Annotated in this window: 20 protein-coding genes and 1 other RNA gene; 18 read left to right on the forward strand and 3 right to left on the reverse strand. The window is 63.4% G+C overall.

Translation table 11 applies throughout. The features are described 5' to 3' along the window. Positions 1-21: 21 nt before the first annotated feature. Positions 22-441 (reverse strand): HIT family protein, encoded by a 420-nt coding sequence (locus NKI79_RS05820; protein WP_023676868.1) that lies wholly within the window; start codon positions 439-441, stop codon positions 22-24. Between the two features lie 358 nt (positions 442-799). On the opposite strand from NKI79_RS05820, the gene ffs reads away from it, so the two are divergent. The 13 genes from ffs to NKI79_RS05885 all read left to right on the forward strand — a co-directional run bounded on the left by ffs (position 800) and on the right by NKI79_RS05885 (position 13,469). Beyond that, positions 800-896: signal recognition particle sRNA small type (gene ffs, locus NKI79_RS05825), an RNA gene on the forward strand. Between the two features lie 104 nt (positions 897-1,000). Then, entirely contained in the window at positions 1,001-2,827 is a 1,827-nt protein-coding gene (locus NKI79_RS05830) for a DNA polymerase III subunit gamma/tau (protein WP_352800406.1), read from the forward strand. A 31-nt stretch (positions 2,828-2,858) separates the two neighbouring features. Then, on the forward strand, positions 2,859-3,182 hold the full coding sequence (locus NKI79_RS05835) for a YbaB/EbfC family nucleoid-associated protein (RefSeq protein WP_254816197.1): 324 nt from the start codon (positions 2,859-2,861) through the stop codon (positions 3,180-3,182). A 411-nt stretch (positions 3,183-3,593) separates the two neighbouring features. Beyond that, positions 3,594-4,532: a cell wall hydrolase gene (locus tag NKI79_RS05840; RefSeq protein ID WP_352800408.1), complete on the forward strand. Its 939-nt coding sequence runs from the start codon at positions 3,594-3,596 to the stop codon at positions 4,530-4,532. A gap of 146 nt (positions 4,533-4,678) precedes the next feature. Continuing rightward, complete coding sequence (recR, locus tag NKI79_RS05845) at positions 4,679-5,284, forward strand: recombination mediator RecR (protein ID WP_352740908.1); 606 nt, start codon at positions 4,679-4,681, stop codon at positions 5,282-5,284. Positions 5,285-5,301: 17 nt separating this feature from the next. Next, positions 5,302-6,624, forward strand: a complete 1,323-nt coding sequence (locus tag NKI79_RS05850) for a lytic murein transglycosylase (protein ID WP_502909788.1) — start codon at positions 5,302-5,304, stop codon at positions 6,622-6,624. A 45-nt stretch (positions 6,625-6,669) separates the two neighbouring features. Next, positions 6,670-6,828 carry a hypothetical protein gene (locus NKI79_RS05855; protein WP_352475995.1) on the forward strand — a complete coding sequence of 53 codons (159 nt, stop codon included), beginning with the start codon at positions 6,670-6,672 and terminating at the stop codon, positions 6,826-6,828. Continuing rightward, the gene (locus tag NKI79_RS05860; protein WP_254816193.1) at positions 6,825-8,468 is read left to right on the forward strand and encodes an ABC transporter substrate-binding protein; all 1,644 of its coding nucleotides are present in this window, start codon (positions 6,825-6,827) and stop codon (positions 8,466-8,468) included. Before NKI79_RS05855 ends, NKI79_RS05860 begins: the two co-directional genes overlap by 4 nt. Before the next feature lie 18 nt (positions 8,469-8,486). Next, on the forward strand, positions 8,487-9,554 hold the full coding sequence (locus NKI79_RS05865; protein ID WP_352686841.1) for an ABC transporter permease: 1,068 nt from the start codon (positions 8,487-8,489) through the stop codon (positions 9,552-9,554). Next, entirely contained in the window at positions 9,551-10,471 is a 921-nt protein-coding gene (nikC, locus tag NKI79_RS05870) for a nickel transporter permease (RefSeq protein ID WP_352526673.1), read from the forward strand. Before NKI79_RS05865 ends, nikC begins: the two co-directional genes overlap by 4 nt. After that, positions 10,468-11,301 (forward strand): ABC transporter ATP-binding protein, encoded by an 834-nt coding sequence (locus NKI79_RS05875; protein WP_352800413.1) that lies wholly within the window; start codon positions 10,468-10,470, stop codon positions 11,299-11,301. The genes nikC and NKI79_RS05875 overlap by 4 nt, the downstream gene beginning before the upstream one ends. Beyond that, positions 11,298-12,047: an ABC transporter ATP-binding protein gene (locus NKI79_RS05880; RefSeq protein ID WP_352800415.1), complete on the forward strand. Its 750-nt coding sequence runs from the start codon at positions 11,298-11,300 to the stop codon at positions 12,045-12,047. The genes NKI79_RS05875 and NKI79_RS05880 overlap by 4 nt, the downstream gene beginning before the upstream one ends. A gap of 144 nt (positions 12,048-12,191) precedes the next feature. Next, the gene (locus NKI79_RS05885) at positions 12,192-13,469 is read left to right on the forward strand and encodes a 4-aminobutyrate--2-oxoglutarate transaminase (RefSeq protein WP_352800416.1); all 1,278 of its coding nucleotides are present in this window, start codon (positions 12,192-12,194) and stop codon (positions 13,467-13,469) included. Positions 13,470-13,532: 63 nt separating this feature from the next. Here the strand turns inward: NKI79_RS05885 and NKI79_RS05890 are convergent, their stop codons facing one another. After that, positions 13,533-14,135: a sulfotransferase family protein gene (locus NKI79_RS05890; protein WP_352800418.1), complete on the reverse strand. Its 603-nt coding sequence runs from the start codon at positions 14,133-14,135 to the stop codon at positions 13,533-13,535. Positions 14,136-14,285: 150 nt separating this feature from the next. Further along, a complete protein-coding gene (locus tag NKI79_RS05895; protein WP_352800420.1) occupies positions 14,286-15,506 on the reverse strand; it encodes an NAD(P)/FAD-dependent oxidoreductase in 1,221 nt (406 codons plus the stop codon). Between the two features lie 421 nt (positions 15,507-15,927). Here NKI79_RS05895 and NKI79_RS05900 point away from each other — a divergent pair, with 421 nt between their 5' ends. From NKI79_RS05900 to NKI79_RS05920, 5 genes are read left to right on the forward strand one after another with little or no spacing between them, the layout of a single operon-like run. After that, a complete protein-coding gene (locus NKI79_RS05900; protein ID WP_352800607.1) occupies positions 15,928-17,220 on the forward strand; it encodes an imelysin family protein in 1,293 nt (430 codons plus the stop codon). Positions 17,221-17,274: 54 nt separating this feature from the next. Beyond that, positions 17,275-17,586 (forward strand): (2Fe-2S)-binding protein, encoded by a 312-nt coding sequence (locus tag NKI79_RS05905; protein WP_254816251.1) that lies wholly within the window; start codon positions 17,275-17,277, stop codon positions 17,584-17,586. After that, positions 17,552-18,037, forward strand: coding sequence for a bacterioferritin (gene bfr / locus NKI79_RS05910; RefSeq protein ID WP_023676883.1), 486 nt, complete (start codon positions 17,552-17,554; stop codon positions 18,035-18,037). The genes NKI79_RS05905 and bfr overlap by 35 nt, the downstream gene beginning before the upstream one ends. 12 nt (positions 18,038-18,049) lie before the next feature. Further along, positions 18,050-19,654: a di-heme oxidoreductase family protein gene (locus NKI79_RS05915; protein ID WP_352800422.1), complete on the forward strand. Its 1,605-nt coding sequence runs from the start codon at positions 18,050-18,052 to the stop codon at positions 19,652-19,654. Then, a complete protein-coding gene (locus NKI79_RS05920; RefSeq protein WP_352800424.1) occupies positions 19,654-20,727 on the forward strand; it encodes an imelysin family protein in 1,074 nt (357 codons plus the stop codon). The genes NKI79_RS05915 and NKI79_RS05920 overlap by 1 nt, the downstream gene beginning before the upstream one ends. Positions 20,728-20,729: the final 2 nt, after the last annotated feature.

Here is a 20,729-nt window from a genome sequence, read left to right on the forward strand (position 1 = left end):
CAAGATGGACACGGGGGAGGCTTATAGCGCTGCCTTGATCTTTTCCGCAAACTTGCGGAGGTCGGAGCGCTGATAGGGCTCGCGCAGGCCGTGCCCCCACACTGGGCCGGGCCAGCCGGGATCGCCTTCCGAGCGCGCAATAACGTGTACATGCAACTGGCGCACGATGTTGCCGAGTGCACCGGTATTGATCTTGGTGCAGCCGGTCACCCGCTTCAGCGCCAGCGCCACCATATTGGTCTCGAAGGTCAGCATCGCCTGGTCGAGCGGCGTCATATCGTGGATTTCCTCGATGCCCGGCCGCTGCGGCACCAGCAGCAGCCATGGCCAGCGGCGGTCGTTCATGACGCGCAATTCGCACAGGCCGAGCCACATCAGCTGTTCGCTGTCGGCTTCCAGCTGGGCGTCAAGCGTGAATCCGGCCTTGAGGCCCGGCAGCATCGGCGTTTCCCTCACTTTTGGACGTTTTTTTAACTCTATCGACGCTAGAGCGGCTTCCGAAGGGCCGCAAGGGGCAGCAAGCAACATTGGCCGTCGCGGCGCTGATTGTGCGCGAAGAAGTGAAGCCCGGGCAAATTGCATCAGGTTGGCGCTGCCCCGCCGAGGTCGACGATTTTGATCGCGGCCACATTTTGTTCTTGCTTTGTGCCGGCAGCTATGCTACTAATCCCGCTATGGTGATTATTCGCACCAACGACCCGCCCGCCGAGGCGGGTTTTTGGTTTCAGCTTTCGCCGTCGCTCAGGGCCCCTGTCATCCGCACTTGCATTTCATCGCCGGATTGCCGATATGGAGGCTGGGAGGTTGGTGGTGGACGGTCCACTCGCCAACCGGGTCAGGTCCGGAAGGAAGCAGCCCTAACGAGCCCGGAACGGGTCATTGTTCCAGCCTCCCGCCTCTTCGCCTTTTGCCCCGACATTGACGGCGCCAAGCCGTGCGGGCGAAACTATGCGCAGGAATCGGCCGCCTCCAGTGGCAGCCCTTGGAGCTTGACGGGCGAATGAGCGAAGCCGGAAACGAGGCCGGAAAATTGGACAAGCCTGCCGCCTACCGCGTGCTGGCGCGCAAATACCGACCGTCGAATTTCTCCGAGCTGATCGGCCAGGAGCCGATGGTCCGCACCTTGACCAATGCCTTTGCCACCGGCCGCATCGCCCAGGCCTGGATGCTGACCGGCGTGCGCGGCGTCGGCAAGACGACGACCGCGCGCATACTCGCGCGGGCCCTGAACTACAAAACACCGACGGTCGACCAGCCTTCCGTCGACCTTGCCGTGCTCGGCCAGCATTGCCAGGCGATCATGGAAGGCCGGCATGTCGACGTCATCGAGATGGACGCCGCCTCGCATACCGGCATCGACGACATCAGGGACATCATCGAGCGTGTGCGCTACGCCCCGGTATCGGCGCGCTACAAGGTCTACATCATCGACGAAGTGCACATGCTTTCCAACCAGGCCTTTAACGGCCTGCTGAAGACGCTGGAAGAGCCGCCGCCGCACGTCAAGTTCATCTTCGCCACCACCGAAATCCGCAAGGTGCCGATCACCGTCCTGTCGCGCTGCCAGCGTTTCGACCTCAGGCGCATCGATGCGGCAATGATCAAGGCCGACCTTGCCAGGATAGCCGGTCTGGAGGGCATCGAAGTTGAAGACGATGCGCTGGCGATGATCGCCCGCGCGGCCGAAGGCTCGATGCGCGATGCGCAGTCGATCCTCGACCAGGCGATCGCCCATGGCGGCGGCGCAGTCAGCGCCGAAGCGGTGCGCGCCATGCTCGGCCTTGCCGACCGCGCCCGCATCGTCGACCTGTTCGAGCATGTCATGAAGGGCGACGTCGCCGCCGCGCTTGCCGAATTCCGTGCCCAGTACGATACCGGCGCCGATCCTGCCGCGGTGCTGACCGACCTTGCCGAGTTCAACCATCTGGTCACCCGTCTGCGTTTCGTGCCGGCTGCCATCGACGACGCCTCGCTGTCCGAGGACGAGCGCCGGCGCGGCGCCGATTTCGCCAGCACGCTGTCGGTCAAGGTGCTGTCGCGGACATGGCAGATGCTCTTGAAAGGCATTCCCGAGGTGCAGACCTCCAACCGCCCGGTCAGCGCCGCCGAGATGGTGCTGATCCGGCTGGCGCATGCCGCCGACCTGCCGACGCTGGACGAGGCGCTGAAATCGCTGGAGAACGGCGTTTCGCCGCCGGGCGCCGCGCCGCGCGTGAATGGCGCGCCGGCAAGCCCCGGCCCCGCAAACCATGCGCCTGCAAGCGGTGGTGCCGGTGCCGTGGCGCAGACGCGGATGCCGACGGCCAATGGCGGGGCGCAGACGATGCGCCTGGTCGAGGCCGAGCCCGTGCCGACCAACTTCGTTGCTCCGCCGGAGCCGGTGGTCGAGGCGCCGCCGGTGCCGGTGAAATCGCTGGCCGATATTGTCGCCCTTGCCGACGCCCAGCGCGACATGGCCTTCAAGGTGCTGGTGAAGCGTTGCGTGCGCCTGGTGCGCATCGAGCCCGGCCGTATCGACGTCAGCCTGACCGACGATGCGCCGAAGATGCTGCTCAACGATTTGACCGCCAAGCTGCGCGCCTGGACGGGCCGCAGCTGGCTGGTGTCGCTGTCGAAGGAGGAGGGCGGCCAGACGCTGGCCGAGATGGAATCGACAAAGCGCGAAAACGCCTTCCTCGATGCCAAGAGCGACCCGACGGTCGCCGCCATCCTGGCGCGCTTTCCCGGCGCCAAGATCATCGACGTGCGCATTCCCGACGCGCCGGAAGCCGATGCGGCAGAGGCCGAAGTGCCGGTCGAGCCGCCGGCCGACGACGACGAAACCTGAACAACCAGCACCAACTGCAAAGGACCGTGCGATGAAAGATCTTCTCGGCCTGATGGGCAAGGCAAAGGAAATGCAGGCCAAGTTCCAGGCCATGCAGGATGAGATTGCCACGCTGGAAGCCACCGGACAGGCCGGCGGCGGCCTGGTCAGCGTGACGCTGACCGGCAAATTCGAGATGAAGTCGCTGAAGATCGACCCGGCGCTGTTCAAGGAGGACGAGGTCGAGATTCTCGAGGACCTGCTCCTCGCTGCCCACAACGACGCCAGGACCAAGGTCGAGCAGATCATGCAGGAGAAGACCAAGGCGCTGACCGCGGGACTGCCGATCCCGCCGGGAATGAAGCTGCCGTTCTAAGGTGTGTTGATATTCAGGTGATGCCGGCCTGCAAACGGCGGCTTCCGGTGCTCACGTAAGAAACGTGCGCTCCGCTCCGGTTCCCGGAAGCCGCCATTTTCGGCTCGGCCTGACCTGAATCTCAGTACACCTCGAGCTGTGTTTACAGTTACCGCGTCGACTGAACCAATCTCTCCAGGCTTGGGCAAGCCCTCTTGCGGAGATTGCGGCGCTCCAAGGTCACGGCATGAATCCTTGGAACCATGCCGGCACCTGACCGAAGAGGGCAGCGATCCAACGCTCTTCGCCCGCCAGCTGTGTCTATTGGGCAACGCCCCAAACTTAATAACGCTTTAGCCATCTTTTTGCCTGAAAGTGTCTCATTCTTGCCGCAACCAGGGGCGGGCTGGCAGCAGAATGAGGGGACACCTGTTGATCTCTACCCGATGGAAGGCGCCGTTGCGGCTCGGCGTCGTTATCTCGCCGCTGTTTTTGGCCGCTTGCAGTCAGACCGCCTCGCACGGCATGTCCAGCCTGACCGATGCCATTACGCCGGGTTTCCTGAGCTCGCGCTCCTACAATTCCACGCCGAAGGAGAAGGAATGCCTGGAGCGGGCGATGTTCTTCGAGTCCAACCGGTCGAGCCGTGACGGCATGATTGCGGTCGGCACCGTGGTGATGAACCGGCTGCGGTCCGGCAAGCACGGCAGCACCATCTGCGAAGTGGTTGGCGAGCGCGGCCAGTTCGCGCCGGGCGTCATGACACGGCCGATGAATTCGAAGGCGATGCCCGACGTCGAGGAGGCCGCCGAGGCGGTGCTCAAGGGCGAGCGCAAAGCCAAGCTGAAGAACACCATGCATTTCCACACCGCCGGGCTGCGCTTCCCCTACAAGAACATGCACTACACCATGGTCGCCGGCGGCAATGCCTTTTATGAAAAGCGCGGCCGCAACTGGCAGCCGCTGCCGGACGAACCGGTGGTCGCCATAGCCCAGGCCAAGCCGCAAGCGCCTGCCGCTCAGGCCATACTTGTCGCTTCGGCGGAGCCGGCTCGCGAGGTCAAGCCGACATTCGCCAAGGCAACCTATGTTACCGCCGCCGCATCGCAGCCAGCAAGGCAGACAAGGGTGACTGCAGGAATGGCGACCGCGGCGAGGGCGGCACCGGAGAAGCCAATCCTTGTGGCGCTGCAAGAGCCAATGCAGGAACCGGACGCGGCCCGTTTCGGTGGAACCGTGAACCCCCGGCCGGTCACAACATTCCAGGCGGCGCCGGCAGAGCCGACAATGTCGTTCGAGGCGACGCCCGAGAACACCGACGCCATCGGCGCGATGATCGCCGGCCAGACCCGGCCGCTGGAGGAAAACTGAGGCGGCCGGCGTCGGCGCGTTGTACGGGGAGAAATGCCCGGCACGCAATGAGGGGCGGCGCAACGCCGGGCGATTGCCTCTTTGCAGGCTGAACAGCGCGCCTCAGCGCTGTTCCAAAACCCGTTGAAAAATCCTAAACCGGAGCGATGTCGAAGCGAATCGCCGGTCCCGAGATCGAACGCCTGATCCAGCTGCTGGCCAAGGTGCCGGGGCTTGGCCCGCGTTCGGCGCGCCGCGCCGCGCTCCACCTCATCAAGAAGAAGGAGCAGCTGCTGGCGCCGCTTGCCGCTGCCATGGGCGAGGCCGTCGACAAGGTGCGCATCTGCTCGACCTGCGGCAATGTCGACACCTCCGATCCATGCATGATCTGCACCGACCCGCGCCGCGACCCCACCACGCTCATCGTTGTCGAGGACGTGGCCGACCTTTGGGCGCTGGAGCGGGCGACCGCCATGAACGTGCGTTATCATGTGCTCGGCGGTACGCTGTCGCCGCTCGACGGCATTGGTCCCGATGAGCTCAACATCCGATCGCTGGTCGATCGCGTCGCCGGCGGCGAGGTCAAGGAAGTGATCCTCGCCGTCAACGCTACGGTCGAGGGCCAGACTACCGCGCACTACCTCACCGACCAGCTTTCCGGCTTCGACGTCAAGGTGACGCGCCTGGCGCACGGTGTTCCGGTCGGCGGCGAACTCGACTATCTCGACGAAGGCACGCTCGCCGCCGCACTGCGCTCGCGGACGGTGTTTTGAGGCGAGTTGCGGGGAGGATGATGGTTGCTAAGCATTCTTTAAGGCTGGCACTCCGTCCCACCCCCCTCTGCAGGACAGAGGGGGGTGGGAAGGATCGCTGTTTTCGCAAAATAGCCGTCGCGTTTCTTCTTGCAGTCCTCTTTGCCCTCATCCTCGCCACCCCCGCCCCCGCGGCAAAGATCGACGACCAGTTCCGCGCCTGGCTTGGCAACGACCTCTGGCCCGAAGCCAGCGCCAAAGGCATTTCCAGGAAAACCTTCGATGCCGCCTTCGACGGCGTCAAGCCGAACCTCAAGCTGCCCGACCTGGTAAAGCCGGGCGAGAGGGCGACGACGCCGCGGAAGCAGCATCAGGCCGAGTTCGGTTCGCCAGGCGCCTATTTCGCCGAAAAGATCGTCCGTGCGGTGACCGCCGGCGGCCGCACCCGCGAGGCGGCCAACGCTAGGACCCTTGCAGCGATCGAGAAACGCTACGGCGTGCCTGGCGAAGTGCTGCTGGCGATCTGGGGTCGCGAGAGCGGCTTCGGCGCAGCGAAGCTGCCTTATGACGCCTTCGAGGTGCTGGGCACCAAGGCGTTCATGTCGACCAAGAAGGAATTCTTCCGCACCGAGCTCTTGGCGGCGCTGGAGATCGTCGAGCGCGGGCTTGCCCCGGTCGGTGCGATGAAATCGTCCTGGGCCGGCGCGCTCGGCCAGCCGCAGTTCATGCCGACGTCGTTCCTCAAGCATGCCGTCGATTTTGACGGCGACGGCCGCACCGACATCTGGAATTCGACGCCCGACATACTGGCATCGATCGCCAATTATCTCGTACATTATGGCTGGGTCAGGGGCCGCGGCTGGGGCTTCGAGGTGATAGTGCCGGAAAGCGTCTCGTGCTCGCTCGAAGGTCCGGACCAGGGCAGGAAGATTTCCCAATGGGCTGATATGGGCATCAGGCGTGTGTCGGGTAAACCGTTCCCGGCGAGCGAACTGACAGCCGAGGGCTTTCTTTTGATGCCGGCCGGGCGTAGCGGCCCGGCCTTCATCGTGACCCCCAATTTCTACGTGCTGAAGCAGTATAACACCAGCGATCTCTATGCCCTGTTCATCGGCCATGGCGCCGATCGCATCGCCCATGGCGACAGCAATTTCTCGGGCAATTGGGGCGCGGTCGGCGGGCTCTACCGCTCCGACATCGCCGCCCTGCAGCGGGCGCTGGAAGCCAAGGGCTACGATGTCGGCAGCGCCGACGGCCTGCCTGGCTTCAAGACGCGCCGCTCGATCGGCAAATGGCAGGCCAGCAACGGCCGTTCCGCTACCTGCTTTCCCGACCCCGACCTGGTTACCGCGCTGAAATAGCCGGATTTTCGCACCGCCGGTCTGGCCCAATCGACCGTTCTGCAAATGCTCGTTGCCGCGCTCGAAACCGCCGGATATGGTGAGCTGGAACCGCACAAAAATTGCCAATACGACGGTCCGGGGATCACCGTTCGACGCGGCAAGAAATGCCACAACCCTGAGCCGGGAACTCAGGTCAACAAAAACAGGGAACAGTTGAAATGATGATGGAAAAGTTTGCTCTACGCACCCGCTTCTTGCTCGCGGGCGCCGCCATGTCCGCGCTGCTTCTGGCCGGTGCGCCTGCCTTCGCGGTCACGCCCGCCGACACACTGGTCGAGGGTTTCGCCATCGACGACATCATCTCCATGGATCCAGGCGAGGCATTCGAACTGTCTACCGCTGAAGTCACCGGCAACACCTACGATCTCCTGGTGCGCCTCGACCTCAGCGACACCTCGAAGGTCAAAGGCGATCTCGCCGAAAGCTGGAGCGTCTCCGACGACGGCCTGACCTACACGTTCAAGCTCAAGCCCGGCCTCAAATTCGCCTCCGGCAATCCGATCACAGCGGCGGACGTCGCCTATTCGTTCGAGCGCGCCATCAAGCTCGACAAGAGCCCGGCCTTCATCATCGGCCAGTTCGGCATCGACGGCGGCAACGTCACCGAGAAGGCCAAGGCTGTTGATGATACGACGTTCCAGTTCACCGTCGACAAGGCCTATGCGCCGAGCTTCGTGCTGAACTGCCTGTCGGCGACGGTCGCCTCGGTCGTCGACGCCAAGCTGGTCAAGGAGCATGTCGCGGCGGTCACGCCGAGCGCCGACTACAAATGGGACAATGATTTCGGCAATGCCTGGCTGAAGACCGGCTATGCCGGCTCCGGTGCCTTCAAGCTGCGCGAATGGCGCGCCAACGAAGTTGTCGTCCTTGAGCGCAACGACAATTACTACGGCGAGAAGGCCAAGCTTGCCCGCGTCATCTATCGCAACATGAAGGAAAGCTCGGGCCAGCGCCTGGCGCTGGAAACCGGTGATATCGACGTCGCCCGCAATCTCGAGCCAAACGATCTCGACGCCATCGCCAAGAACGCCGATCTCACCACCACCAGCGCGCCGAAAGGCACGGTTTTTTACATCAGCCTCAACCAGAAGAACCCGAACCTCGCCAAGCCCGAGGTCCGCCAGGCTTTCAAATATCTGGTCGACTACGACGCGTTGAGCTCAACCATCCTCAAGGGCATCGGCGAGATCCACCAGACCTTCCTGCCCAAGGGCGACCTTGGTGCTCTCGACGAAAACCCGTTCAAGCTCGATGTCGCCAAGGCCAAGGACCTGCTTGCCAAGGCGGGTCTCGCCGACGGCTTCAACGTCACCATGGACGTGCGCACCGGCCAACCGACCACCGGCATGGCGGAATCGATCCAGCAGACGCTGGGACAGGCCGGCATCAAGCTGGAGATCATCCCCGGCGACGGCAAGCAGACGCTGACCAAATACCGCGCCCGCAACCACGACATCTATATCGGCCAATGGGGCCAGGACTATTTCGATCCGAACTCCAATGCCCAGACCTTTGCCAGCAACCCGGACAATTCGGATGAAGCCAAGACCAAGACCCTGGCCTGGCGCAACGCTTGGGACATTCCGGACTTGACCAAGCAGACGGAAGCGGCCCTGCTCGAGAAGGATTCGGCCAAGCGCGCCGCAATGTACGAGGATCTTCAGAGGAAGATCCTCGATACCAGTCCTTTCGTCATCATCCACCAGCAGCTGGAAGTGGCTGGCCTGCGCAAGAACCTCAAGGGCTTTGCGCTCGGCCCGAGCTTCGACACCAACTTCGTCGGCCCTGTTTCGAAGGAGTGATGTCGGCGGACGCGCCGCATGAGCTTGGCTGAAAGGGAAACAACGGCGGGGCGCGGCAGCGCTCGCGCCGTTGCCGTTGCCTCATCGATCGCCCGGTTCCTGGTCATCGCGATAACGACTTATCTCGGTCTGCTCGCGGTGACCTTCTTCATCGGCCGGGTGATCCCGATCGACCCGGTGCTGGCGGTGCTCGGCGACCGGGCGCCGACCAATGTCGTCGAACGAACGCGCCGCGAGATGGGTCTCGACCTGCCGCTGGTCGAGCAGTTCTACATCTATGTCAAACATGCCTTGAATGGTGATTTCGGCACCTCGGTGCTGACCACCAATCCGGTGATGACGGACATCCGCCGCGCCTTCCCGGCGACGCTCGAACTGGCAACACTGGGGACGCTGATCGGTTCGGTGATCGGCGTGCCGCTTGGTGTGCTGGCGGCCGTGCGGCGCGGCAGCATCATCGACCAGATCGTGCGCATCATCGGTCTTGTCGGCTATTCCGTGCCGATCTTCTGGCTGGGGCTGCTGGCGCTGGTGTTGTTCTACGCCAAGCTGCAATGGGTCGCCTTTCCCGGCCGCCTCGATATCGTCTACGAATACACCTTCACGCCGATTACCGGCTTTTACCTGCTGGATGCACTCTGGCAGCGGCAGTGGGACGTATTTGCCGATGCCTTCCGCCACATCATCCTGCCTGCCTCGCTGCTCGGCTATTTCTCGCTCGCCTACATCAGCCGCATGACGCGTTCCTTCATGCTGAACGAACTCACCCAGGAATACATCGTGGCGGCGCGCGCCAAGGGCCTGTCGGAAACGCGCATCATCTGGGGTCACGCGCTGCGCAACGCCGCGGTGCCGATGGTTACGGTGATCGCTCTGTCCTATGCCGGGCTGCTCGAAGGCTCGGTGCTGACCGAGACGGTGTTTTCGTGGCCGGGCATCGGCCTCTACATCACCAACTCGCTGCAGAACGCCGACATGAATGCCGTGCTTGGCGGCACGATCATCATCGGCTCGGTCTTCATCGGCATCAATCTTTTGTCCGACCTGCTCTACCGGCTGCTCGACCCAAGGACCAAGGCAGGATGAGCACGGAAGCGATTCAAACCCGCCGCGACTGGCTGCTCAGCGAGCGCCCGGCGTCGCGCGTGCAGGCAAGGCTCGGCCGCGCCTATGTGGCCTGGCGGCGCTTTTCGGCCAACCGGCTGGCCTTTGTCGGCCTGCTCATCATCATCGCCCTGCTGGTGGTCGCGGCCTTCGCCGATGTGCTGGCGCCCTATTCGCCGACATTCGGCGACCTCAAGGGCTCGCGGCTGCTGGCGCCAAGTGCCGCGCACTGGTTCGGCACCGACGATCTCGGCCGCGATATCTATTCGCGCATCATCTTCGGTTCGCGTTGGACGCTCTATGTCGTCATTCTGGTCGCCATCATCGCCGCGCCCATCGGCTTGCTGGTCGGCACCGTTGCCGGCTATGCCGGCGGCTGGACCGATGCGATCCTGATGCGCATCACCGACATCTTTCTCGCCTTTCCGAAGCTGATCCTGGCGCTGGCCTTTGTCGCCGCGCTCGGCCCTGGCATCGAAAATGCCGTGCTTGCCATCGCCATCACCTCGTGGCCGCCCTATGCCCGCATTGCCCGCGCCGAAACGCTGACGGTGCGCAATTCCGATTACATCAAGGCGGTGCAATTGATGGGCGCTTCGCCGTTCCGCATCGTGCTTCGCCACATCATGCCGCTCTGCATCTCCTCGCTGATCATCAGGGTGACGCTCGACATGGCCGGCATCATCCTGACCGCCGCCGGCCTCGGCTTCCTCGGCCTCGGCGCGCAGCCGCCGCTGCCGGAATGGGGCGCGATGATCGCGTCGGGCCGCCGCTTCGTGCTCGACCAGTGGTGGGTGGCGGGCGCGCCGGGCTTTGCCATCCTCATCGTCAGCCTCGGCTTCAACCTGCTCGGCGACGGCCTGCGCGACGCGCTCGATCCGCGAAGCGGTGACCAATGAGCACGCTTCTCGAAGTCGACGAGCTGCGCGTCACCTTCCCGACGCGCACCGGCCTGATCGAGGCAGTGCGCGGCGTTTCCTTCTCGCTCGGCCGCGAACGGCTCGGCATCGTCGGCGAGAGCGGTTCGGGCAAGTCGCAGACCGGCCGCGCCATTATGGGCGTCACCCCGCCGCAGGCCGAGGTGACCGCAAAGACGCTTGCTTTCGACGGCATCGACCTGCTGGCCGCCTCGCCGCGCGAGCGCCGCGCACTGCGCGGCAAGCGTATCGCCATGATCCTGCAGGATCCGAAATATTCGCTCGACCCGGTGATGAGCATCGGCCGCCAGATCGTCGAGACACTGCGCACGCATGAGAAAGTCTCCAAGGCCGAAGCCCGCGACCGCGCGCTTGCCATGCTGGAGGCTGTGCAGATCCGCGATCCGGCCCGTGTCTTCGACCTGCATCCGCACGAGGTTTCCGGCGGCATGGGCCAGCGCGCCATGATCGCCATGATGCTGATCGCCGGGCCGGAGATGATGATCGCCGATGAGCCGACCTCGGCACTCGACGTCACTGTGCAGCTCGACGTGCTCGGCATCCTCGACCGGCTGGTCAGCGAGCGCGGCATGGGGCTGATCTTCATCTCGCACGACCTGCGCTTGGTCTCATCTTTCTGCGATCGTGTCATCGTCATGTATGCCGGCAAGGTGGTCGAACAGCTCAAAGCCTCGGAGCTCGGCCGTGCCCAGCATCCCTATACGCGCGGCCTGCTCAACTGCATGCCCAAGATCGGCGCCGACCGTCACCCGCTGCCGGTGCTCGACCGCAAGCCGGAGTGGGCGGCATGACGGCAGCCCTTTCCGTCGACCGGCTGGAGGTGGTCTTCGACCGTTTTCGCGCGCTGAAGGGCGTCAGCCTTGAAGTCGAGTCCGGTGAATCCTTCGGCCTGGTCGGCGAGTCCGGCTCCGGCAAGTCGACGTTACTCAGGGCAATCGCCGGCTTGGCGCCGGCCGCTTCGGGCACCATCGCCGTCAACGGCAAACAGCTCGGCGCGCGCCGCGACAAGGCGTTCTACCGCGAGGTGCAGATGGTCTTCCAGGACCCGTACGGCTCGCTGCACCCGCGCCAGACCGTCGACCGCTTGCTGCAGGAGCCGCTCGCCATTCACGGCTTTGCTGACGGCGAAAAGCGCATCCAGCGGGCGTTGGACGAGGTCGGCCTGGGCACCGGCTTCCGTTTTCGCTATTCGCATCAATTGTCCGGCGGCCAGCGCCAGCGCGTGGCAATCGCCCGTGCCCTGATCCTCGAACCGTCGATCCTGCTGCTCGATGAGCCGACCTCGGCGCTCGACGCTTCGGTGCAGGCGGAGGTGCTGAACCTGCTGGAGGAGATCCGGCGGCGGCGCAAGCTGACCTTCCTGATGGTCAGCCACGACCTCGCCATCATCACCCATATGTGCGAGCGGCTGATGGTGATGCAGAACGGCGAGGCGGTCGAGCACCTCAGCGCCGGCGACCTCGTCGAGCGCCGCGTCACCAAGGACTACACGCGCAATCTGCTGAGGGCGAGCGAGGGGTTTGTCAGGACGGCATGAGCGACGGGCGTTCGGTTGCCGACACCGGCATCGACAGGCCCAATCGCCGGGCGACGGTCCCAACTTGAGGAAAACCTGAAATAAGCCCAAAAGAGTCTCAACAGCCATCAAACGAGAGCGGGCGCCGGTCCGGTAAGGGATACGATGACAAATTCAGCCATTTCCGAACGCAAGAACCAGTCGATTTCGCGCGGCGTCGGCATGACCACTCAGATCTACGCCGATCGCGCCGAAAACTCGGAAATCTGGGACGTCGAAGGCCGCCGCTATATCGATTTTTCGTCCGGTATCGCTGTCGTCAACACTGGCCACCGTCACCCCAGGGTGATCGAAGCGGTCAAGGCGCAGCTCGACCGCTTCACCCATACCTGCTACCAAGTCGTGCCCTACGAGAGCTATATCCGGCTGGCCGAGCGGCTGAACGGCATGCTGCCCGGCAAGTTCGACAAGAAGACGATTTTTGTCACCACCGGCGCCGAGGCGGTCGAGAACGCTATCAAGATTGCCCGTAACGCCACCGGCCGCCCGGCGGTTATCGCTTTTTCCGGCGGCTTTCACGGCCGCACCTTCATGGGCATGGCACTGACCGGCAAGGTCGTGCCCTACAAGGTCGGCTTCGGCGCCATGCCGGCGGATGTCTTCCATGCGCCGTTCCCGGTTGCGCTGCACGGCGTCTCGGTCGCCGATTCGATTGCGGCGCTCGACCGGCTGTTCAAGGCCGATGTCGATCCGGCCCGCGTCGCCGCCATCATCGTCGAGCCGGTGCAGGGCGAGGGCGGCTTCTACGAGGCGCCGCGCGACTTCATGACCGCATTGCGCAAGATCTGCGACCAGCATGGCATGCTGCTGGTCGCCGACGAGGTGCAGACCGGCTTTGCCCGCACCGGCAAGATGTTCGCCATGGACCACCACGAGGTGCCGGCCGACATCACCACCATGGCCAAGAGCCTGGCCGGCGGCTTTCCGCTGGCGGCGGTCACCGGACGTGCCGAGATCATGGATGCGCCGAACCCCGGCGGGCTCGGCGGTACCTATGGCGGCAGCCCGATCGGCGTCGCCGCGGCGCATGCCGTGCTTGACGTCATCGACGAGGAGAAGCTCTGCGACCGCGCCAACACGCTGGGCAACCGTCTGAAGCAGCGCCTGCAATCGATCCGTGACGAAGCGCCGGAGATCGTCGATATCAGGGGCCCCGGCTTTATGAACGCGGTCGAGTTCAACGATGTGACGAAGGGCCTGCCGTCGCCGGAACTCGCCAATGCGGTACGGCTGAAGGCGCTCGACAAGGGTCTGATCCTGCTGACCTGCGGCGTCTACGGCAACGTCATCCGCTTCCTCGCGCCGATCACCATCCAGGACGGCGTCATGAACGAGGCGCTCGACATCCTGGAAAGTTCGATCCGCGACGCCCGCGCTGCCTGAGCGGCGAGGATATCGCCTGGGATTCAACTGCGGCGAAGGCCGAGATAGGCGGCAAGCCGCCGTTCAACGCCCTATGCGAGCACGAAATTCGGCAGTCGAATTGGTGCGTGGAAACGTTTCGGAAGGCAACTGTACACCGAGAAAGGCACAAAGCGGCTCCCACCCTTGGGAGGCCTGATAAGTAAGAAGGCGTTCAGGTGGCAGCGTTGATTTCACGGAAGCGTTATGTGCTTCATAGACAGCGATTGCGTGATCACGGTTATCAAATCGACCGCCAAAGACAGTGTTTCCAATCACCGCCACACCAAAGGACTGTGGATCATTGGTAGCAGCATCCATCGTGAGCCCTATTGTTTGCGCCATGCTGTCATACCAGGCTTCGGGGCCACGAACTGTCAGGATAACCTTCGCATCAGGGTAGTGGTCACTCACTTCGCGCCAAAAATGCGCCGTTGGCCAATCGACCGCGGAAAGATAGCCGGCATATGCCGCATCCCAGGTCGGGAGTTGTCCCTGGCCGGCGGCGCGCCACAGCGCCTTCTGCTCGGGATTGGCGTGGACATCTGCCATGTGATGACACGGCCCGTACCCAAGATGCTCCAACGCGAGCTTCAGCGAATATGTGCCAGTGCGACCCATGCCTGCGCCAATGACATATAGAGCCATGAGCACCCCCCGACGATTTCAATTGGTCAAAATACCGCCGTTTCCTCTACTTCGCTATATGTTTTGAAGGTCAGTCCCCGGTCGAACTAGACTAGGTCATCAGGGTGATTGGGTTTGATCTTATCCCGCAGCGCGGACAGGCTCTTCTTCCTAGAAGGCGGCGAGCGCCGCCTTCAGCCCGTCGGGCCCGGTCGCGACAATCTGCGGCGACGGCGAAAAGCCGGCGCCGAGCATCTTGCGGCCAAGCATGTGGTCGCTGGGCCGGTTGACCGATTCGATGCCGAGCAGCCGGCTTCCGGCATAGTGGTAGATGGAGAATTTGTTCTCGGCCACGTCGCCCAGCACGAGATGGCTGTCGCCGCCCGCAATCAGGCCGACCATCTGCAGCTTCATGTCGCCGATATCGGACCAGAACCACGGCACCGCCGAGTAATTGTCGGTGTGGCCGGCGATGGTGCGTGCGGCGAGCCGCGCCTGGTCGGTGGCGTTCTGCACCGATTCCAGCCGCACGTCGCCGCCTGTGAGCCAGTGCCGGTAGGACGCCGCGTCGCCGATGGCGAGGATTTCCGGCACCGACGTGCGCATCTGCTGGTCGACGCGGATGCCGTTGGCGATGGCAATGCCGGCGGCTTCGGCCAATTCGACATTCGGCACGACGCCAATGCCGATGACGACCATCTGCGCCGGCAATCTTTCGCCAGATGAGGTGATTGCAGCCGAAACACGGCCGTTCTCGCCCTCCAGCCGTTCGATGGTGGTGCCGGTAAGAATGCGCACACCGGTCGCCTCCAGCCGCTGGCGCACATGGCCGGCGATGACCGGCGCCACGGCGCGCCCGAGCAGCCGGTCAACCGCCTCGACCACCGTGACCTTGCGGCCGGCGGCGGTGAGCGTTGCGGCAATCTCAAGGCCGATGAAGCCGCCGCCGAGGATGACGACCTCCTCGCTTTGCGCGCTCAATTCGCGGATCAGGCGGGCATCACTGAGCGAGCGCAGCGACACAACGCCAGAAAGCTCCGAACCCGGCAGCGGCAGCAGGCGCGGACGCGCGCCGGTGGCGAGGATCAGCCGGTCGAACGGCAGCACGCCGCCTGATATCTCCAGCCGGCGGCCGGCGACGTCGATCCGCTCGACCCGGAGGCCTGGCCGGTAGTCGATGGCGCTGCCGGTATAAAAAGCCTCGCCGCGCAACGGCTGCGGCTTTGCTTGCTGATCCTTGATGAAGGTCTTCGACAGCGGCGGCTTGTGGTAGGGCAATTCGTTTTCGTCGCCGATCAGGATTACCGGCCCGTCATAGCCTTCTTCGCGCAGACTGGCGGCCGCTTGCACGCCCGCATGACCCGCACCGACGATGACGACCCCGATCTTCATAACAGCCCGATTCCTCACCCAAATCTAGGACGTCCCGCCAGGTGGCGATTGTCTGGTCCCGCCGCAAGAGCGCCGATCCGGGTCGCACCCGGAACGGCCGCCTCTCAACCGCGTCATGCGCCGGCATTCCTATACATCGGTGTTAAAGTTGACAGTTCTAGTTTAGAATAATTCTAAACTGTTGTTTCAATTGAATTTTTTCTACGCCACCAGTTGACATCCGGTGTCTTCGCCGTTTTATGGAAGCTCGCGCGTCAGCGCATCCCTTTGATGTCTGGGCCTTGAACCCTTTCGATTGGAGGCATTTCGGTGTCTTTCTTCCGCGAACCGCGCGATGGCGTGACCCTTCTTTGCCCGCTGGCAGCTGCCGCCGCGGCGCCGGCATTTCATTGATTCCCGAGGAGAGACAGTCATGAGAACGATGATCACGGCACGGTATGGCGGCAGGCTTGCGGCGATCGGCGCCACCGCGATGCTCACGGCGGCTGTGTTCGTGCTGCCGGCCAAGGCACAAACCGATGTCAAGGCGGTCGTCAAGACTTATTCCGACATCGCGCTCGCCAAATACGAGGATTCGCTGATCACGGCCGAGGCGCTCGACAAGGCTGTCGATGCGCTGCTCGCCAAGCCATCGGCCGAGACGCTGAACGCCGCCCGCGAGGCCTGGAAGGCATCGCGCGTTCCCTATCAGCAGACCGAGGTCTATCGCTTCGGCAATGCCATCGTCGACGACTGGGAAGGCAAAGTGAACTCCTGGCCGCTCGACGAGGGCTTGATCGACTATGTCGCCAAGAGCTACGGCACCGAGTCGGATGCCAACGCTTTATACACCGCCAATGTGATCGCCAATAAGTCGATCGAGATCAACGGCAAGAAGGTCGACGCCACCAATCTGACGCCGGAGTTCCTCTCCGGCACCCTGCAGGAGGCCGGCGGTATCGAGGCTAATGTGGCGACCGGCTATCACGCCATCGAATTCCTGCTTTGGGGTCAGGACCTGCACGGAACCGGTCCGGGCGCCGGCGAGCGGCCCTACACCGATTACGACCTCGCCAATTGCACCGGCGGCAATTGCGACCGTCGGGCGCGGTACCTGAAATCGGCGAGCGACCTTCTGGTTTCCGATCTAAAGGATATGGTCGACGACTGGAAGGCAGGCGGCGCTGCCCGCAAGAACCTTGTCGATGGCGAGCCGAACGCCGCCATTTCGACCATCTTCACCGGCATGGGCTCGCTGTCCTATGGCGAACTCGCCGGCGAGCGGATGAAACTTGGCCTTTTGCTGCACGATCCGGAAGAGGAGCACGATTGCTTCTCCGACAACACCTACAACTCCCATCTCTACGATGCGATCGGCATCCGTGCCGCCTATCACGGCAGCTACACGCGGCTTGACGGCACTGTCGTCGAGGGGCCGTCGGTGGCCGACATGGTCAAGGCGGCCGATCCGGCGATCGACAAGGAATTGTCGGCTAAACTGGATGTCACCATCGCCAAGATGGAGGCCATCAAGGCGCGGGCGCTTGCCGGCGAAGCCTATGACCAGCAGATCGCCGAGGGTAACGCTGACGGCAACGCCACCGTGCAGGCGGCGATCGACGCGCTGGTCGATCAGACCAAGTCGATCGAACGCGCCGTCGGCACCCTGAAGCTCAATGCCATCGCCTTCGAGGGCTCGGACAGCCTCGATTCACCGGACAAGGTGTTCCAGTAAACGTCGAAATCAACAGCCACGCGGCGCAATGAGCGCCGTTAGCCAGAGCGACAAATGCTGATTTGCCATTGCAACATCATCACCGAAAAGGAGATAGAGCAGACGATCGTCGGACTGCTGGATGAGGACCCCTGGCAGCTGATCGTGCCGGCGAAGGTCTATCATGCCATGCACAAGCGCGGTCGCTGTTGCGGCTGCTTCCCAAATGTGGTCGAAACGATCATTCGGGTCACCGAAAATTATCACACCCGCTCGGCGGCGAGCGGCGTCGACATCGTTTCACACCTGGATCGCGTCAGAGGCCTGCGCGTCCAATACGGGAGCAGAACCCATGAAAGGCGAACAGCAGATCATAGAGCGGCTTAACGAGGCTCTGTTTCTGGAACTTGGAGCGGTCAATCAATATTGGGTGCATTTCCGGCTGCTGGAGGACTGGGGATACGCCAAGCTGGCCAAGAAGGAACGCGCTGAATCGATCGAAGAAATGCACCATGCAGACCGGCTCGTGGCGCGCATCATCTTCCTCGAGGGCCATCCGAACCTGCAGTCCGTGGCGCCGCTGCGTATCGGGCAGAATGTCAAGGAAGTGCTCGAATCCGATCTTGCCGGCGAATATGACGCACGCACCGCCTACAAGCGTTCGCGCGAGGTTTGCAACGAAGCAGGCGACTACGTGACGATGAAGCTGTTCGAGGAATTGCTGGCTGACGAGGAAGGTCACATCGACTTCCTCGAGACGCAACTCGACCTGCTCGCCTCCATCGGCGAGGAAAAGTACGGCCAACTCAACGCGGCGTCGGCCGACGAGGCGGAATAAGGACATGCCGGAATGCGGCGCCCTCTAGATTGCTTGCGCCGCTTGCCGGCCGAAGGTTGCGGCCTGCCGGCTCAGAAGAAGCCGCGATACGGTATCCTTCGCGGCCCTCTTCTTGCCGTGGTGGCGACGCTCACAGCCTCGGCGCTGGCCGGAGCGCCGCAACCGGCGGGGCTTGCCACCAGCCGCACCGATCTGACGCCGAAGGATCTGGCGCGCGTCATCGCCATCACCAGGCCGACCGGCGATTTCTCCAAGCCCGAGCAATTCGAGCTGATGCAGGGCGGCGCCGGCACCTCGAAGAAGGACGTCAACAAGGACGCCTTTTCGCAATCCTCTGCCAACATCAGCTTCGAGGAAGAGGGTACCTTCAAGCTCGGCAACGCCATTTTCCGCAAGAACTGGGTGTCGTCGCCATCCTCGACGCAGGCCTCGGACGGGCTCGGTCCGCTGTTCAACGAGCGCGCCTGCCAGAACTGTCATCTGAAGGACGGCCGCGGCCATCCACCCGAAGGCGACAGCGGCACCACCTCGATGTTCCTGCGCCTGGCAAGGGAAGCCAGTACAGATGAGGAGAAAGCCGCGCTCGCCGATCACAAGGTGCTCAACTTTCCCGACCCGGTCTATGGCACACAACTTCAGGAGCTAGCCGTTCCCGGCCTGCAGGGCGAAGGCAGGATGCATGTCGATTATCAGGAGCAAAAAGTAAAACTGGCGGACGGCAGCGTCGTGTCGCTGCGCAAGCCGAGCTATTCGGTCGAGGGTCTCGCCTACGGGCGGCTCGATCCGCACACCACGCTGTCGCCGCGCATGACACCGCCGATGATCGGCCTTGGCCTGGTGGAGCAGATCGCTCCTGCCGACATCCTTGCGCATGCCGATGCGACCGACCGCGATGGTGACGGGATTTCCGGCAGGCCCAACATAATACGCGACAGCAGCAGCGGTGAACTGACGCTCGGCCGTTTCGGCTGGAAGGCGCAGGCGGCTTCGATCCGTCAGCAATCGGCAGACGCTTTTGCCGGCGATATCGGCATTTCGACGCCTGAGGTGCCGAGGCACTGGGGCGATTGCAGCGCCGCAGAAAAGACCTGCCTTGCCCTACCCAACGGTGTTCAGGAGCGCCTCGGTCCGGTCGAAGCGCCGCCGCCGGTCGTGGACCTCGTGACCTTCTATTCGCAAAACCTTGCCGTGCCGGCTCGGCGCGATCTCGATAGACCAGACGTGCTCGCCGGCAAAAAACTGTTCTACGAGATGGGCTGCATCTCCTGCCATACGCCGAAATTCGTCACCCGTCGCGGCACCCCGAACAAGGCGCAGGCCTTCCAGCTGATCTGGCCTTATTCCGATTTCCTGCTGCATGACATGGGACCCGGCCTTGCCGACGGACAGGCGGTGGGCGAGGCCACGGGAAGCGAATGGCGCACGCCGCCGCTGTGGGGCATCGGGCTCACCCAGACCGTCAGCGGCAACACCTTCTTCCTGCATGACGGGCGCGCACGCAGCCTGGCCGAGGCAATCCTGTGGCATGGCGGCGAGGGCCAGAGGGCGCGTGACCGCTTTGCCGCTACCAATGCGGCCGAACGCGCCGCGCTGATCAAGTTTCTGGAGTCGCTCTGATGCGGAAGCGTCTTGCACTCGCGCTGATGCTGGTCCTCGCCGATGCGCTGCCGGCATCCGCCGCGGTGAAGGCTTCGGATGTGATCCAGCGGGCGATCGACGGCTTCGTCCGCCCGGCCTATGCCAGGCTGCATGACCATGCGGACAGCTTGGCCAAGACCATGCACGCGCTTTGCCAGGCGCCTTCGCAAGATACTCTCGATGCGGCACGCGCCGAATTCTCAGGCGTCGTGGATGCCTGGTCGGTGGTGGAAATCATCCGTTTCGGGCCGATCGCCGAAAACAACCGGCTTGAGCGCATGCTGTTTTGGCCGGACCGCAAGAGCATCGGCCTGAAGCAGGTGCAGGCAGCACTGGCCGGCAAGGATCCGGCGGCCGCCGATCCGGCTCAACTGGCGACAAAGAGTGTCGCCATGCAAGGGCTCGGCGCATTGGAGTTCGTGCTCTACGGCGATGGCGCCGGTCAATTGGCCGGCAAGGGCGACGCCTATCGCTGCGCCTATGGTGCAGCCATTGCCGGCAATGTCGAGACGATTGCCGGCGAGGTCGGCGAGGCCTGGAACAAGCCCGACGGCTTTGCCGCGCTCTGGGCCAATCCCGGTCCGCAGAACGCGCTCTATCACGACGGAACTGAAGCGGTGACCGAACTGGTCGGCGTCTTCATCAACGAGTTGGAAATGGTTCGCGACGTGCGCCTGAAAGGCTTCCTGGGCGCCAAGCCGGAGACCGACAAACCGAAACAGGCGATTTATTGGCGCTCGCAGAACACCGCACGCTCGCTGACCGGCAATCTGGCGGGCATGGATGCGCTGTTCCAGGCCTCCCAGCTTGGCGATGCGCTGCCGCCTGATGCACGCTGGATGGCGGAATCGGTCCACATCCAATTCACCAACGGGATCGAGGCCGCCAAGGCGATCAGGGGTCCGGTCGACAAGGCACTAGCCGATCCGACATTGCGCCAGAAGCTCGACTACTTCGCACTGGTGACATCCAGCCTGACGACCCTGATCGGCACCAGGCTGACCGCCGAATTCGGCCTGACCGCCGGGTTCTCGTCACTGGATGGCGACTGATC

Source organism: Mesorhizobium sp. M0340 (assembly GCF_040321535.1).
GTDB lineage: Bacteria > Pseudomonadota > Alphaproteobacteria > Rhizobiales > Rhizobiaceae > Mesorhizobium.